Here is a 15,281-nt window from a genome sequence, read left to right as displayed (position 1 = left end):
CGAACGCCTGTGTGTTGACCATTCATTCAGGGATCCGGACATGGAACTGGTTGTAAAAAGCGTTAGCCCAGAAACGTTGAAAACCGCCACCCTGGTGGTTGCCGTCGGCGAAGGCCGCAAACTCGGCGTCGCCGCCAAGCAGGTCGATGAACTGAGCGGTGGCGCGATCAGCGCCGTGCTCAAGCGTGGCGACCTGGCCGGCAAGGTCGGTCAGAGTCTGTTGCTGCACAGCCTGCCGAACCTCAAGGCCGAGCGCGTGCTGCTGGTCGGCGTGGGCAAGGATGAAGAACTGGGCGACCGTCCGTTCCGCAAGATCGTGGCCGGCATCCTCAACACCCTGAAGGGTCTGGGCGGCACCGACGCCGTACTGGCACTGGATGAAGTCATTGTCAAAAACCGCGACAGCTACGGCAAGACCCGTCTGCTGGCCGAAACGCTGGTGGATGGCGAATACAGCTTCGACCAGTTCAAGAGCCAGAAAGCCGAACCGCGTGCGCTGAAGAAAATCACCTTGCTGACCATCAAAGCCGCTCAGGCCGAAGTGCAGCGCGCCGTGAACCACGCGACCGCCATCGCCAACGGCATGGCCTTCACCCGCGACCTGGGCAACCTGCCGCCGAACATCTGCCACCCGACGTTCCTGGGCGAGCAAGCGAAGAACCTGGGCAAAGAGTTCAAGGATCTGAAAGTCGAAGTCCTCGACGAGAAGAAGATCAAGGCACTGGGCATGGGCTCGTTCTACGCCGTGGGCCAGGGCAGCGCCCAGCCACCGCGCCTGATCGTCATGCAATACAACGGCGGCAAGAAGTCCGAAAAGCCTTACGCGCTGGTCGGTAAAGGCATCACTTTCGACACCGGCGGCATCAGCCTGAAGCCTGGGGCCGGCATGGACGAAATGAAGTACGACATGGGCGGCGCTGCGTCCGTGTTCGGTACGCTGCGTGCCGTGCTCGAACTGAAACTGCCGATCAATCTGGTGTGCATACTCGCCTGTGCGGAAAACATGCCAAGCGGCAACGCTTCGCGTCCGGGCGACATCGTGACCACCATGAGCGGCCAGACCGTGGAAATCCTCAACACCGACGCTGAAGGTCGTCTGGTGCTGTGCGACGCGCTGACCTACTCCGAGCGTTTCAAGCCGCAAGCGGTGATCGACATCGCCACCCTGACCGGCGCCTGCGTCGTGGCACTGGGCGCGCACACTTCCGGCCTGCTGGGCAACAACGACGAGTTGATCAATCAACTGCTCAGCGCCGGCAAGGCTGCCGACGACCGCGCCTGGCAACTGCCGCTGTTCGATGAATATCAGGAACAGCTGGACAGCCCGTTCGCCGACATCGCCAACATTGGCGGCCCGAAAGCCGGCACCATCACCGCTGCGTGCTTCCTGTCGCGCTTCACCAAGAACCTCAACTGGGCGCACCTGGACATCGCAGGCACTGCCTGGACCAGCGGCGGCAAGGACAAGGGCGCCACCGGCCGTCCGGTTCCACTGCTGACCCAATACCTGCTGGACCGCGCCAAAGCCTGAAACCGATGAACCTGGGCGGCGTCACTTTGCGGTGACGCCGTTCAAGGCTCAGGAACTGCAATGACCAAAGTCGACTTCTATATCCTGCCCAGCGCCGATCCTTCGGCTCGCCTGGACTTTGCCTGCAAGCTTGCCGACAAAGCCTGGCGCATGGGGCACCGCATCTACCTGCATTGCAGCGATGTTGCCCAGCGTGACGACCTCGATGCCCGGCTGTGGGCGTTCAAGGGCGAAACCTTCGTTCCTCACGGCCCTGCCGACAGCGAACCGGACGGTTTGATCGTGCTGGGAGTGGGCGCTGACTGTGGCGCGCATCAGGACCTGCTGATCAACCTCGACCTGAAAGTCCCGGCCTTCGCCAGCAAATTCGCCCGGGTGGCGGAAGTGGTGGTGGAAGATCCGACGATTCGCGCGGCGGCACGGGAGAGTTTCCGTTTCTACCGCGAACAGGGCTATCCTCTGCAAGATCACCGTTTACAGCGACTCTGAGTACGCCGATGGACACTCCAAAACCGCTGCAGAAGCCTGCGCACCTGCTGGACGATCTCGAGTCGATCCGTCAGTTGCTCGGCGATGACAACCTGCAACCGCCCCTGCTGACCGATACGGTCGATGAGGGCGAACAGGAACAGATTCCGATGCTGTTCGACTCGGTCACCACTGAGCCTCCCGCCGTCGAACCGCCTCCCGCACCTGTCGTGAAGCCCGCCACCGCACCCGCCGCGCCTGTGGACAAAGGCCCCGACGCGCTGCTGCACCTGGACAGCGAACTGCGCGCCGCTGCGCAACTGATCATGCAAGATGTGATCGACGACTTCGCCCCGCACATCGAAACCGAAATCAAACGTCGCCTCGAGGCGCGGATGGAACGGCTTCTCAGCCAGTACGAATAATCGACAGTGGGAGCCGTCGCACGGTCGCTCCCACTTTTAGATCTCCACCCGGCCCGCCCCGCTCGCCCTGCGCCCCATGCCCCGCTATACTTCCCGGCTTTTCCTGAATAAATGCCAATAGGGTCCCGCCGCGCATGGATAAGACCTACCAGCCGCACGCCATTGAAACTTCCTGGTACAACACCTGGGAGTCCGAGAACTACTTCGCCCCGCAAGGCGCGGGCGACTCCTACACCATCATGATCCCGCCGCCGAACGTCACCGGCAGCCTGCACATGGGCCACGGTTTCAACAACGCGATCATGGACGCCCTGATCCGTTTCCGTCGCATGCAGGGTCGCAACACCCTGTGGCAGCCGGGCACCGACCACGCCGGTATCGCCACGCAGATGCTGGTGGAGCGTCAACTGGAAGCCACCGGCCAGAACCGTCATGACCTGGGCCGCGAGAAATTCCTCGAGAAAGTCTGGGAGTGGAAGGATCAGTCCGGCGGCAACATCAGCCGTCAGATCCGCCGTCTCGGCTCGTCTGTGGACTGGAGCCGCGAGCGCTTCACCATGGACGACGGCCTCTCGGAAGCAGTTAAAGAGGCCTTTGTGCGCCTGCACGAAGACGGCCTGATCTACCGCGGCAAGCGTCTGGTCAACTGGGACACCAAGCTGCACACGGCGATTTCCGACCTCGAAGTGGAAAACCACGACGAGAAAGGTTTCCTGTGGAACTTGAAATACCCGCTGGCCGACGGCGCGAAAACCGCTGAAGGCAACGATTTCCTGATCGTCGCCACCACCCGTCCGGAAACCATGCTCGGCGACTCCGCCGTGGCGGTTAACCCGAACGATGAGCGCTACAAAGCCCTGATCGGCAAATTCGTCGAGCTGCCACTGGTTGGCCGCCGCATCCCGATCATCGCCGACGATTACTGTGATCCTGAATTCGGCACCGGTTGCGTGAAAATCACCCCGGCCCACGATTTCAACGACTACGAAGTCGGCAAGCGCCACAACCTGCCGCTGCTGAACATCTTCGACAAGAACGCCAACGTGCTGCCGGCAGCGCAGGTGTTCAACCTCGATGGCACGCTCAACGACAGCATCGACGGCAAGATTCCGGCCGAGTACGCCGGTCTCGAGCGTTTCGAAGCGCGCAAGCAGATTGTTGCCGCGTTCGACGCCGCCGGCCTGCTGGTCAGCGTCGACGATCACAACCTGAAAGTGCCGAAAGGCGACCGTTCTGGCACCGTCATCGAGCCTTGGCTGACCGACCAGTGGTACGTGTCGACCAAGCCTCTGGCCGAGCCGGCGATTGCTGCCGTTGAAGACGGTCGCATCCAGTTCGTGCCCAAACAGTACGAAAACATGTACTTCTCGTGGATGCGCGACATCCAGGATTGGTGCATCAGCCGCCAGCTGTGGTGGGGCCACCGGATTCCGGCCTGGTACGACGAGTCGGGCAAGGTCTACGTCGGTCGCGACGAAGCCGAAGTGCGTGCCAAGCACAACCTCGGTCCGGACGTTGCACTGCAACAGGACAACGACGTTCTCGACACCTGGTTCAGTTCGGGCCTGTGGACCTTCTCCACCCTGGGCTGGCCGGAAAAGACCGAGTTCCTGAAGAAATTCCACTCCACCGACGTGCTGGTCACCGGTTTCGACATCATTTTCTTCTGGGTTGCCCGGATGATCATGCTGACGATGCACCTGATCAAGAACGAGGACGGCACGCCGCAGGTTCCGTTCAAGACCGTTTACGTGCACGGTCTGGTGCGTGATGGTCAAGGTCAGAAGATGTCCAAGTCCAAGGGCAACGTCCTTGACCCGCTGGACATCATCGACGGCATCGAGCTGGAAGAACTGGTGCAAAAACGCACCTCCGGCATGATGCAGCCGAAACTGGCGAAGAAGATCGAGAAGCAGACCCGCGACGAGTTCGCCGACGGCATCGCCAGCTACGGCACCGACGCCCTGCGCTTCACTTTCTGCTCGCTGGCCTCCACCGGTCGCGACATCAAGTTCGACATGGGCCGCGTCGAAGGCTATCGCAACTTCTGCAACAAGATCTGGAACGCTGCGCGCTATGTTCTGGACAAGGGCGAAGACTGCGGCCAGAACGGCGAAGCCTACGAACTGTCGCTGGCGGATCGCTGGATCATCTCGCAACTGCAGCGCACCGAAGCCGAAGTGACCCGTCAACTGGATCAGTTCCGCTTCGACCTCGCCGCGCAAGCGCTGTACGAGTTCATCTGGAACCAGTACTGCGACTGGTACCTGGAACTGTCCAAGCCTGTGCTGTGGGACGAAAACGCACCGGTCGAACGTCAGCGCGGCACCCGTCGCACGCTGGTGCGCGTACTGGAAGTGGCGCTGCGTCTGGCGCACCCGTTCATGCCGTTCATCACTGAAGAAATCTGGCAGCGCATCGCGCCGCTGGCCGGCATTCAGGGCAAGACGATCATGCTGCAACCTTGGCCGGTGGCCAACGAAGAGCGCATCGATCCGGCGGCCGAAGACGACATCGAATGGCTCAAGGGCCTGATGCTCGGCACGCGCAACATTCGTGGCGAGATGAACATCGGCCCGGGCAAGCCGCTGCCGATCTACCTGAAGAACGTCAGCGCTGAAGACCAGCGCCGCCTGACCGAGAACGAAGCGCTGCTGAAGAAGCTGGCGCGTCTGGAATCGATCACCGTTCTGGCGGCTGGCGATGAAGCACCGCTGTCCGCCACCGCACTGGTTGGCGAGATGGAAGTGCTGGTGCCAATGGCCGGCCTGATCGACAAGGGCGCCGAGCTGGCGCGTCTGGACAAGGAAATCCTGCGTCTGCAGGGCGAAGTCCAACGGGTGGGCGGCAAGCTGTCGAACGCCGGTTTCGTTGACAAGGCCCCGGCCGAAGTCATCGAGAAGGAACGCGCCAAACTGGCCGAGGCCGAACAGGCCTTGGGCAAGCTGGCCGAGCAGCACGCGCGGATTTCCAGCCTGTAAGGGCAAGCCGCAATGAAAAAGGGAGGCCACCATGGCCTCCCTTTTTTATTCAAGAATCACCAAAAATCCCCTGTGGGAGCGGGCTTGCTCGCGAAAGCGGTGTGTCCGCCGACAAATCCGCTGGATGTGGAACCGCCTTCGCGAGCAAGCCCGCTCCCACAGTTTGAACGGAGTCGCCCTTAGATGTGGGACAATAGCCGCCACTTTCAGCCATACCCGAATCGACCACGCCCATGAACGCCCCCCGTACACCTCGCCCCGCGCGCAAGAAGCCTGATTCCGCCACCCCGGCCAAGCCCGTGGAACCGCGTAAAGAGGCCAGCCTGCACCCGCGCAATCGCCATCAGGGTCGTTATGACTTCCCGGCGCTGATCAAAACCACGCCGGAACTGGCGAAGTTCGTGATCATCAACCCGTACGGCAAGGAAAGCATCGACTTCGCAAGTCCCGATGCGGTGCGTGTGTTCAACCGGGCGTTGCTCAAGTCGTTCTACGGCATCCAGCATTGGGACATCCCGGCGGACTACCTTTGCCCACCGGTGCCGGGCCGCGCCGATTACGTGCACTTCCTCGCTGACCTGCTGGCGAGCATGAACGACGGCAAAGTGCCGCGCGGCGCGATCGTCAACGTGCTGGACATCGGCATGGGCGCCAACTGCGTTTATCCACTGATCGGCAACAGCGAATACCGCTGGCATTTCCTCGGCTCGGAGATCGATCCGACGGCCGTGGCTGCCGCCAGAGCCATCGTTCAGTCCAACGATCTGAACAAGGTTATCCAGCTGCGCCAGCAGGAAAACCGCAAGCACATCCTGATCGGCTTGCTGGAGCCGGGCGAGCGCTTTGACCTGACCATGTGCAACCCGCCATTCCACGCCTCGATGGATGAAGCGACCAAGGGCAGCGAACGCAAATGGCGCGCACTGGGCAAGGCCGACCCGAAGCGCAAGTTGCCAGTACTGAACTTCGGCGGCCAGTCGGCCGAGCTGTGGTGTGAAGGTGGCGAAGCACGTTTCGTGACGCAACTGATCGCCGAGAGCGCGAACTTCCAGCACAAGGTGCTGTGGTTCAGCACGCTGGTGTCGAAAGCCTCGAACCTGCCAGCCATCGAAACCGCGCTGAAGAAGGCCGGCGTGCTGGAAAGCCAGGTGGTAGAGATGTCTCAGGGGCAGAAACAGAGCCGTTTCGTCGCCTGGACCTTCCAGACCAAGTCCGAGCAGCAGATCTGGCGGCGCGAGCGCTGGGTCCGCTAACAAGGAATCACTTGTGGGAGCGGGCTTGCTCGCGAAGGCGGTGTGACAGTCGCTATTGAAGTTGACTGAATCACCGCTTTCACGAGCAAGCCCGCTCGCACATTGGTTTTGCGGTGTTGCAGTAATAGCCAAATCGCAGGCACAAAAAAACCGTGCCCGGATCGCTCCGGTGCACGGTTTTTTTATCGCTGCGTCTTACTTGTTCACAGCGTCGGTCAGGCCTTTGGCCACAACCAGCTTGATCACTTTCTTGGCAGGGATTTCGATGGCAGCGCCAGTCGAAGGGTTACGGCCAGTGCGGGCAGGACGCTCGGTCACTTTCAGCTTGCCGATACCTGGCAAGGTGATTTCGCCGCCGTTTTCCAGCTGATCGGCAACGATTTGGCCCAGTTGGTCCAGAGCGTTACGCGCGGTGGTTTTCGGCGCGTCGATAGCTTCAGCGATGTCGGCGATCAGTTGGTCTTTAGTAAGAGCCATGTAGTGTTCCTTCCCTATCAAATTCATATGGATTGCAGAGTGCAGTGTCAGCCATCGAGCCCGATCTTCTGGATCTGGCACCCTCGGCGATAACCACGACGAGTCGGGGTTATAGATACCGAAATCAGGGTTTGGTTCGACCTGACAAATGCTGAATGCACGCTTAACGCAGTGACTTCGCGTAAGACCGGGCAAAACTAGCACAGAGACGGGGAAATATCCGCCTCTAGCTACCCATTTGGTCAGCTTTATTGCTCTAAATCGGTAAAAAACTGCATAAGCCCTGCAACCCGCCCCGGATTTGCCCTTCACCCCGCGCCAAAACCAGTGGTTGCGGTACACTGGGCGCTTTTTCGGGGGAGCCTGCCCTCCTCCCTTCCAACAGCCGAGAAGCCCATGCCGATCCGTCATTGCATCGTCCACCTGATCGACAAAAAACCCGACGGCACGCCCGCAGTTCTGCACGCCCGTGACACAGAACTTGCTGAGTCCGCGGCCATCGAGAACATGCTCGCCGACCTCAACGAGAGCTATAACGCCAAACAGGGCAAAGCCTGGGGTCTGTTCCACCCGGAATCCGGCGCGTTCCCGTTCAGCGGCTGGCTGAAGGAGTACATGGAGGGCGGCAAGGACTTCACCGCGTTCAGCAAAGTCGCGGTCGAACATCTGCAGAAGCTGATGGAAGAATCGAACCTGTCGGTCGGCGGCCACGTGCTGTTCGCCCACTATCAGCAAGGCATGACCGATTACCTGGCGATCGCCCTGCTGCACCACAGCGAAGGCGTGGCGGTGACCGATGAGCTGGACGTGACCCCGTCGCGCCATCTGGACTTGGGCCAACTGCACCTGGCAGCGCGGATCAATGTGTCCGAGTGGCAGAACAACAAGCAGTCCAAGCAGTACATCTCGTTCATCAAGGGCAAGAACGGCAAAAAGGTCTCGGAATACTTCCGCGATTTCATCGGCTGCCAGGAAGGCGTCGATGGCCCAGGCGAGACCCGCACTCTGCTCAAGGCCTTCAGCGACTACGTCGAGAGCGAAGACCTGCCGGAAGACACCGCCCGCGAGAAAACCAAGACCCTGGTCGACTACGCCAGCAGCCAGGCCAAGCTGGGCGAGCCGATGGGCCTGGAAGAGCTGTCGGAGCTGATCGACGAGGAGCGCCCGAAAGCTTTCTACGACCACATCCGCAACAAGGATTACGGCCTGTCGCCGGAGATTCCGGCGGACAAACGCACGCTCAACCAGTTCCGCCGCTTTACTGGCCGCGCCGAAGGCCTGTCGATCAGCTTTGAAGCGCACCTGCTGGGCTCCAAGATCGAGTACGACGAAGAGGCCGGCACTCTGGTCATCAAGGGCCTGCCGACCTCGCTCACCGACCAGTTGAAGCGCCGCAACTGATGCTCGGCAATGTGCTGAAGAAGGTCGCGCTGGTTCTGCTGGTGGTGGTGATCTATCAGAACTGGGGCAAGATCGAGCGGCTGTTCAATCCGTCGCAGAGGGTCTCGGAACAGACGCGGGCGCAGGCCAATGTCGTGCTCTATGCCACCGACTGGTGCGGCTACTGCAAGCAGACCAAACGCTTTCTCGACAGCAAGGGGATTCCCTTCAAGGAATTCGACATCGAGAAAGATGCCGAGGCGCGCAAGGCGTACGAGGCACTGGGTGGACGCGGGATTCCGCTGATCGACGTGAACGGCACATTGATTCGCGGGTTCGACCCGGACGAAATTCTCGCCGCGCTGAAATAACCCTTTCTATACACCCAGAATCTTGTGGCGAGGGGCTTGCCCCCTCGCCACATGTCATGTGTGGGTTACTTGGCTTCGATACGGAAACCAAAACGCGGGAAGTGCACATGCACCACGCCGCCACGCTCGTCCTCGCGACGAATGATCAACTCTTCGCTACCGGTAAACAGCAGTTCACCGACCACTGGATCAACTCCGTAGTCCGTCGCGGCAATTGATACCTGCTGACCCGCCTTGAACCCGTTCGGATCAACAAACTGCTCATTCGGCAACGCCGCCGGCGTCGAGTTGCGCGCCACTTCCAGCGCTTCCTCGGAGGTCATCGCACTCGCCGCGCCATGACCAAAGCCCAACACTCGGCTCAACCACGCCGACACCGCGGGATAGGCATCCACCAGCGGCGCCGTCACGTGGGTCGCCTTGAGGAACCACAGCGGATGCGCCAGCGCAAAGTCGGCAATCGACGGCTCGCCGAACAGGAAGTCGCCCTGCTCACGCTGCAACTGCTGCTCCAGGCGCGCCATGATGGTTGGCCATTGGTGCTTGGCCTGTTCAGCCGTCAGCTTGGTCGCCGAGCCCCCGCTGAACAGACCGGCACGGTCAGCGAGGAACGCCTTGATCGCTTCCGGCGGCAATTTGCCGAAACGCACAGCCACCGATTCCGGCTGGAACACCAGGCTCACCGCGTTCTGAAACACCACCGAATCGGCCCACGCCGCGAAGCTGGCACTGGTCATTTCCTGACCTTCAGGGAAAAACGCCGGCAGGGCTTTTTCCTGCTCCAGGCGACGCGCAATCAACGACGTGTCGCAATAGATGTCAGCGCCGATCTGCAGCACCGGAGTCTTGCGATAGCCACCGGTCAGGGCCGTCAGGTCCGGCTTGGGCATCACCGGCGAAATGTGCACCGAGCGCCAGGACAAGCCTTTGAAACCCAACAACAGACGAGCCTTTTCGGCAAATGGAGAGGTCGGGTAATGATGAAGAATCAACTCGGACATGCTCGGCTCCGCCGCACAGAAAGTGAGTCGGCAGCTTAGCGTGCATTTGATTAGCAGCCTACAGATCTGGCTGATGGGAACCGATCAGTCAGATTGATAAGACGCGACCAGGCATTCCTTGGCGCTCTTGCGCAGCTTCTTGATCAGCCGTTCCTGACGCAAGGCATCGCTCTTGTCGCGGCAACGCTCGGTGTAGACCAGCGCCATGGCCGGGCTGGACAGAAAGAAGCGCGCGCCCTTGCCACTCTGATGCTTGGCGAAACGGCGCACCGGGTCGTCGCTGATCCCGCAATACAACGAGCCGTTGGCCGCGCGCACGAGATAGACGAACCAGGATTTGCTCACTGGCTCGACAACATCGACGGGGTTTTCGCTAAGGCTGGTCACTTCGAGATCAAGGCGTGCAGGAAACAGGCCGCGATCTTATCAGCGACTGGCCTGAAATGCCTTCAGTCCCTTCAGCGCCTGCGCCCGCACGGCGTTGCGTACCAGCGGCGTCCAGCCCAGCAGCAAGCCCTTGAAACCCAGCGCCTGACGCGACCAGCGCCATAGATCGAAGTGATCGTGATGCTCGCAGATCTTGCCGTCCCGGAAGACGAAGCGCGCCTGGATATCGTTGATCACCACGTTGCCAGTCTGGCTGAACAGATACGTCGCCACCCAGTGCGCACCACCGCTGCGCTCGTCAGCACGGACATTATCGAAGGTCAGGGAAAAATCCTTGGCGCGGGTGGTGAGCATGCGCCACATGTCGCCGGCATCGCGCCCGCGCAGTTCACCGAAGGCCGGATCGCTGAACACCACGTCATCGGTGTAGCAGGCGGCCATGGCTTCGGCGTCGAGGCGCTGGAAGGCCTGGTAGAAGCGGGTGATCAGGGCGGCGTGGGCTTCGCTCATGGGCAAACTCCAGAGAGTGGACAGATTGCCAGCACGATAAGCTGCAAATCGCAGAAACACTATCGGCATTCGTGCACCGAATACCAGCAACACACAAAACCAATGTGGGAGCGAACCTGCTCGCGAATACGCGGGGTCAGTCAACGTTGATGGCGACTGATTCACCGCCTTCGCGAGCAAGCCTGCTCCCACAGGGTTCCCTTGCGACAATTACATCGCCAGCCTCAGATCTTTTCGCTTTGCACTTGCACGTACAGCGCCCGGCCGGCACCCAGCCCGGCGATGATCGCGCCGGTGCCAATGATGCCGAAGATCCAGCCCACCGCGTTCCAGCCGCCGGTCCAGTCATGCACCACGCCAACCGCGAACGGGCCCATCGAGGCCAGGGTGTAACCGAAGCCTTGGGACATGCTCGACAGGTTCGCTGCGACGTGCGAATCCCGCGAGCGCAGCACGATCAGGGTCAGCGCCAGACTGAATGTACCTCCCTGCCCCAGCCCCAGCAGAATCGCCCAGCCCCACAGGCCTTCGATTGGCGCATACAGGCAACCGAACAAACCACCGAGGGTCAGCGCCATCACCACCACGATCGCCAGGCGCTGATCCTTGCCACGGGTCGCCAGCCACGGCGCCGCGAGGGAGCTGGCGAGCTGGATGATCACCGAGCCGGAGAGCACCAGGCCGGCCTGGGTCGGGGTCAGTCCGCGACCAATCAGGATCGACGGCAACCAGCCAAACACGATGTACGCCAGCGACGATTGCAGGCCCATGTACAAGGTCACTTGCCAGGCCAGCGGATCGCGCAGCAGCCCGCGCACGCGATAGGCCACGTTGTGCGCGCCATGCTTTTGCCCGACTTGCGGCAGCCAGAACACCGCCGCCACCAGCGCCGGAATCACCCAGAAGCCCAGGCCCAACGCCCAGCTATTGTCGAAGTGTTCGCTCAACGGCACGGTCGAACCCGCCGCCATCGCCGCCCCCAGGCACAGGGCCATGGTATAGACGCCGGTCATGGTTCCAGCGTGTTTGGCGAAGTCGCGTTTGACGATACCCGGCAGCAGCACACCGATAATGCCGATGCTTGCACCGCCCAGCACACTGCCGGCGAACAGGCCGATCTCACCCAAGTTGCTGCGCAGGATGATCCCTCCGGCCAGCGTCAGCAGGATGCCGAGCACCACCCGCTCGGCGCCGAAACGTCGCGCCAGAATCGGCGCCAGCGGTGCGAACAAACCAAGGCACAGCACCGGCAAAGTGGTCAGCAGACCGGCCTGCGCGGCGGACAGGCCAAGGCTTTTCGAGACTTCGCTGAGCAGCGGCGCCATGCTCGACAGCGCCGGACGCAGGTTCAGTGCCACCAGGATCAGCCCCAACAGCAACAGCCACGGCCGGCGCACCAGCGGATGGCTTTGCTGCACTTGCTCGTCATCGGCCTCGGCGTCGATCAGCAGCTCTTCAAGCTCGGCTGTTCTTTTGGGGATGGACAGGTTTTTCTCGCTTTCAAGGTTCATTGATCAACTGCCTCGATATGGCTTTGGCCCGCTCCGGGTCGCGTTGTTCGACGGCATCGAGCAGCTCGATGTGCAAGTCGAACACTTCCTGACGGCGCGGGACGATGTTCAGCGTCTGGCGCAACTGCGCGCCGACGATGCTGGAAAAATAGCGATACAACTCGCTGAGAGTCGGGTTGTGCGCGGCATCCACCAGACGGCGGTGGAACACCAGATCGCAGGAAATGTAAGTGTCGAGATCGCCGTGGTAGTGGCTGCCACTGGTGCCGAGCGCTTCACGCAAAGCGAGCAGATCCTCATCCGTGCGGCGCAACGCCGCCAGGCCGATCGCCTCGACTTCGAGGATGTGCCGGGTCTCGCGCGCCTGTTCAAGCGAGCAACGGGACAACGCCTTGAGCGTGTCCATCGGATCGACCACCGCCCGCAGATAACTGCCATCGCCCTGACGGATTTCGATCAAACCGGAAAACGCCAGTACGCGCATGGCCTCCCGTACCGTATTGCGACTGATGCCCAGCTCGGCGCACAGCTCGGGCTCGGTCGGCAGACGTTCGCCAACCTGCCACACGCCATCGGTGATGCGTTGACGTAATTGATCCAGGGCCTGATCGACCAGGGATCGCTTAATCAAAGGTGAAATGTCTGACATAGGATTCGCCCTTTCATCCAATCATAGGATGAATTTTCTGACATGGTAGTCAGCTGTTTGCAGGACGGCAACCACTTATGGCCAGGAGGAGGCTCCAGGAACCCTTTGCTCCCGATCTTTTTCGGAGTGTCGAAGACGTCGGTCCTACTCGCCGAGTAGAAAAATCATTCACCTGCGAAGTTATTTCCCACATTGCAAAGGAATATTTGCCGACATCACTCACAGCCATAGGACTTCAGACTTTGGAAATTAATCCGCGGGCGATTTGGTCCGTCATTTAGTTCAAAGGAAGAATGAAAAACTCATGGTAGAAATCAATTTCGGTATGCAGCACAGCCGCCCTTTTGCCTTGGAGAAAAACCGTCAACTACTGGCCGTACGCTGACACGCCCATGAAAAAAGCCCCGCCGGGCATCCGACGGGGCTTTGTTGTTAAACCAGCCTCCAGGCAATCAATGCAGAATCTGACTCAGGAACAGCTTCGTCCGGTCATTCTGCGGATTGTCGAAGAAATCATTCGGTGCCGCCTGCTCGACAATCTCGCCCTTGTCCATGAAGATCACGCGGTTGGCCACGGTGCGGGCGAAGCCCATTTCGTGGGTCACGCAGAGCATGGTCATGCCGTCTTCGGCGAGGCCGATCATGGTGTCCAGCACTTCTTTGACCATCTCCGGGTCGAGTGCCGAGGTCGGTTCGTCGAACAGCATGATTTTCGGTTTCATGCACAGCGCACGGGCGATTGCCACACGCTGTTGCTGGCCGCCGGACAGTTGCCCCGGGAATTTATGCGCCTGCTCCGGAATGCGTACGCGTTCCAGGTAATGCATGGCAATTTCCTCGGCCTTGCGCTTGGGCATCTTGCGCACCCACATCGGCGCCAGCGTGCAGTTCTGCAAAATGGTCAGGTGCGGGAACAGATTGAAGTGCTGGAACACCATGCCGACTTCGCGACGGATCGCTTCGATCTGCTTGAGGTCGTTGGTCAGTTCCACGCCGTCGACGACGATGCGGCCCTGCTGGTGTTCTTCGAGGCGATTGAGGCAACGAATGGTGGTCGACTTGCCGGAACCCGACGGGCCGCACAGCACGATTCGCTCGCCCTGTTTGACGTTGAGGTTGATGTCTTTCAGCACGTGGAACTGGCCGTACCACTTGTTCACGCCCTGCATCTGAATAATGCCTTCAGGGCCCACAGGCTTTTTGATTGCTTCGCTCATTTACAGAGAACTCCTAACGCTTGTGGCCAGTGTCGAGCTTGCGTTCCAGATGCATGGAATAGCGCGACATACCAAAACAGAAAATCCAGAACACCAGGGCGGCGAACACGTAGCCTTCGGTGGCCATGCCCAGCCATTTCGGATCGGCAGCGGCTTGCTTGACGCTGTTGAGCAGGTCAAACAGGCCGATGATGATCACCAGGCTAGTGTCCTTGAACAGCGCAATGAACGTGTTGACGATGCCCGGAATCACCAGCTTCAGAGCCTGCGGCAGAATCACCAGGCCCATCGCGCGCCAGTAACCGAGGCCCATTGCGGCAGCGGCTTCGTACTGACCTTTGGGGATCGCTTGCAGACCGCCGCGTACCACCTCAGCCACATAGGCCGACTGGAACAGGATCACGCCGATCAGTGCGCGCAGCAGCTTGTCGAAGTTCATGCCTTCGGGCAGGAACAGCGGCAGCATCACCGACGACATGAACAGCACGGTGATCAACGGCACGCCGCGCCAGAACTCGATGAACGTCACGCAGACCACGCGAATCGCCGGCATGTTCGAGCGCCGGCCCAGCGCCAGGATGATCCCCAGCGGCAACGCACCGGCGATACCCACGGTGGCGATCACCAGGGTCAGCATCAGCCCGCCCCACTGGCTGGTCGCCACGGTAGTTAAACCGAAGACGCCGCCGTGCAGCAGGAAGTACGCAACGATCGGGTAGATCACCAGGAAGCTCAGGCCGTACACCGCTTTACGCGGGAAGCGCGAGATGAACAGTGGCGCCACGCCGAGCACTGCCAGCCACACGGTGAGGTCTACGCGCCAGCGCAGCTCGGTCGGGTAGTAGCCGTACATGAACTGGCCGAAACGCTGCTGAATGAACACCCAGCAGGCGCCATCCTTGGTGCAGTCGGCGCGAGTGGTGCCCACCCAGTTGGCGTCGAAGACCGCCCAGCTGAGAATCGGCGGAACCACCAGGTAGATCAGGTAGAACGCAAACAGCGTCAGCAGGGTGTTGAGCCAGCTGGAGAACATGTTCGCGCGCATCCACGCCACCACGCCGATGCTGCTGCTCGGTGGGGGCATGTCGGGTTTGAAAGTATGGGTTGTCATGCGCGTTTC

At 60.7% G+C, this 15,281-nt stretch carries 15 protein-coding genes; 7 read left to right on the top strand and 8 right to left on the bottom strand.

Going from position 1 to position 15,281, the window contains the following annotated elements; genetic code table 11:
- Positions 1 to 40 precede the first annotated feature (40 nt).
- From AC0J41_RS03255 to rlmF, 5 genes are all read left to right on the top strand, one after another.
- Complete coding sequence (locus AC0J41_RS03255; RefSeq protein ID WP_473014552.1) at positions 41 to 1,531, top strand: leucyl aminopeptidase; 1,491 nt, start codon at positions 41 to 43, stop codon at positions 1,529 to 1,531.
- 60 nt (positions 1,532 to 1,591) lie between these two features.
- Positions 1,592 to 2,020 carry a DNA polymerase III subunit chi gene (locus tag AC0J41_RS03250; protein WP_025112162.1) on the top strand — a complete coding sequence of 143 codons (429 nt, stop codon included), beginning with the start codon at positions 1,592 to 1,594 and terminating at the stop codon, positions 2,018 to 2,020.
- Positions 2,021 to 2,028: 8 nt separating this feature from the next.
- Positions 2,029 to 2,424 (top strand): DNA polymerase III subunit chi, encoded by a 396-nt coding sequence (locus AC0J41_RS03245; RefSeq protein WP_473014551.1) that lies wholly within the window; start codon positions 2,029 to 2,031, stop codon positions 2,422 to 2,424.
- A gap of 134 nt (positions 2,425 to 2,558) precedes the next feature.
- On the top strand, positions 2,559 to 5,405 hold the full coding sequence (locus AC0J41_RS03240) for a valine--tRNA ligase (RefSeq protein ID WP_025112160.1): 2,847 nt from the start codon (positions 2,559 to 2,561) through the stop codon (positions 5,403 to 5,405).
- Between the two features lie 233 nt (positions 5,406 to 5,638).
- Positions 5,639 to 6,658, top strand: coding sequence for a 23S rRNA (adenine(1618)-N(6))-methyltransferase RlmF (gene rlmF / locus AC0J41_RS03235; protein WP_473014550.1), 1,020 nt, complete (start codon positions 5,639 to 5,641; stop codon positions 6,656 to 6,658).
- Between the two features lie 195 nt (positions 6,659 to 6,853).
- Here rlmF and AC0J41_RS03230 read toward each other — a convergent pair whose 3' ends face one another.
- Positions 6,854 to 7,135, bottom strand: coding sequence for an HU family DNA-binding protein (locus tag AC0J41_RS03230; RefSeq protein ID WP_003221909.1), 282 nt, complete (start codon positions 7,133 to 7,135; stop codon positions 6,854 to 6,856).
- Between the two features lie 396 nt (positions 7,136 to 7,531).
- Between AC0J41_RS03230 and yejK the strand changes: the two genes are divergently transcribed.
- On the top strand, positions 7,532 to 8,536 hold the full coding sequence (gene yejK / locus AC0J41_RS03225) for a nucleoid-associated protein YejK (protein WP_473014549.1): 1,005 nt from the start codon (positions 7,532 to 7,534) through the stop codon (positions 8,534 to 8,536).
- Positions 8,536 to 8,886: a glutaredoxin family protein gene (locus AC0J41_RS03220; protein WP_473014548.1), complete on the top strand. Its 351-nt coding sequence runs from the start codon at positions 8,536 to 8,538 to the stop codon at positions 8,884 to 8,886. Before yejK ends, AC0J41_RS03220 begins: the two co-directional genes overlap by 1 nt.
- 65 nt (positions 8,887 to 8,951) lie before the next feature.
- Here the strand turns inward: AC0J41_RS03220 and AC0J41_RS03215 are convergent, their stop codons facing one another.
- From AC0J41_RS03215 to AC0J41_RS03185, 7 genes are all read right to left on the bottom strand, one after another.
- Positions 8,952 to 9,887, bottom strand: a complete 936-nt coding sequence (locus tag AC0J41_RS03215) for a glutathione S-transferase family protein (RefSeq protein ID WP_473014547.1) — start codon at positions 9,885 to 9,887, stop codon at positions 8,952 to 8,954.
- Positions 9,888 to 9,971: 84 nt separating this feature from the next.
- Positions 9,972 to 10,274 carry a GIY-YIG nuclease family protein gene (locus tag AC0J41_RS03210; protein WP_239778782.1) on the bottom strand — a complete coding sequence of 101 codons (303 nt, stop codon included), beginning with the start codon at positions 10,272 to 10,274 and terminating at the stop codon, positions 9,972 to 9,974.
- Between the two features lie 39 nt (positions 10,275 to 10,313).
- On the bottom strand, positions 10,314 to 10,784 hold the full coding sequence (locus tag AC0J41_RS03205; protein ID WP_473014546.1) for a nuclear transport factor 2 family protein: 471 nt from the start codon (positions 10,782 to 10,784) through the stop codon (positions 10,314 to 10,316).
- A gap of 224 nt (positions 10,785 to 11,008) precedes the next feature.
- On the bottom strand, positions 11,009 to 12,295 hold the full coding sequence (locus tag AC0J41_RS03200; protein ID WP_473014545.1) for a CynX/NimT family MFS transporter: 1,287 nt from the start codon (positions 12,293 to 12,295) through the stop codon (positions 11,009 to 11,011).
- Complete coding sequence (locus AC0J41_RS03195) at positions 12,285 to 12,944, bottom strand: FadR/GntR family transcriptional regulator (RefSeq protein ID WP_473014544.1); 660 nt, start codon at positions 12,942 to 12,944, stop codon at positions 12,285 to 12,287. The genes AC0J41_RS03200 and AC0J41_RS03195 overlap by 11 nt, the downstream gene beginning before the upstream one ends.
- A 452-nt stretch (positions 12,945 to 13,396) precedes the next feature.
- The gene (locus tag AC0J41_RS03190) at positions 13,397 to 14,161 is read right to left on the bottom strand and encodes an amino acid ABC transporter ATP-binding protein (RefSeq protein ID WP_003221897.1); all 765 of its coding nucleotides are present in this window, start codon (positions 14,159 to 14,161) and stop codon (positions 13,397 to 13,399) included.
- A 13-nt stretch (positions 14,162 to 14,174) separates the two neighbouring features.
- On the bottom strand, positions 14,175 to 15,272 hold the full coding sequence (locus AC0J41_RS03185; RefSeq protein WP_473014543.1) for an amino acid ABC transporter permease: 1,098 nt from the start codon (positions 15,270 to 15,272) through the stop codon (positions 14,175 to 14,177).
- Between the last annotated feature and the right edge of the window lie 9 nt (positions 15,273 to 15,281).

The sequence above is a fragment of the Pseudomonas sp. Arb-4-2C genome, assembly GCF_055755015.1.
Note: the sequence above shows the minus strand (reverse complement) of the source record. Positions and strands in the feature narration are given on the sequence as shown.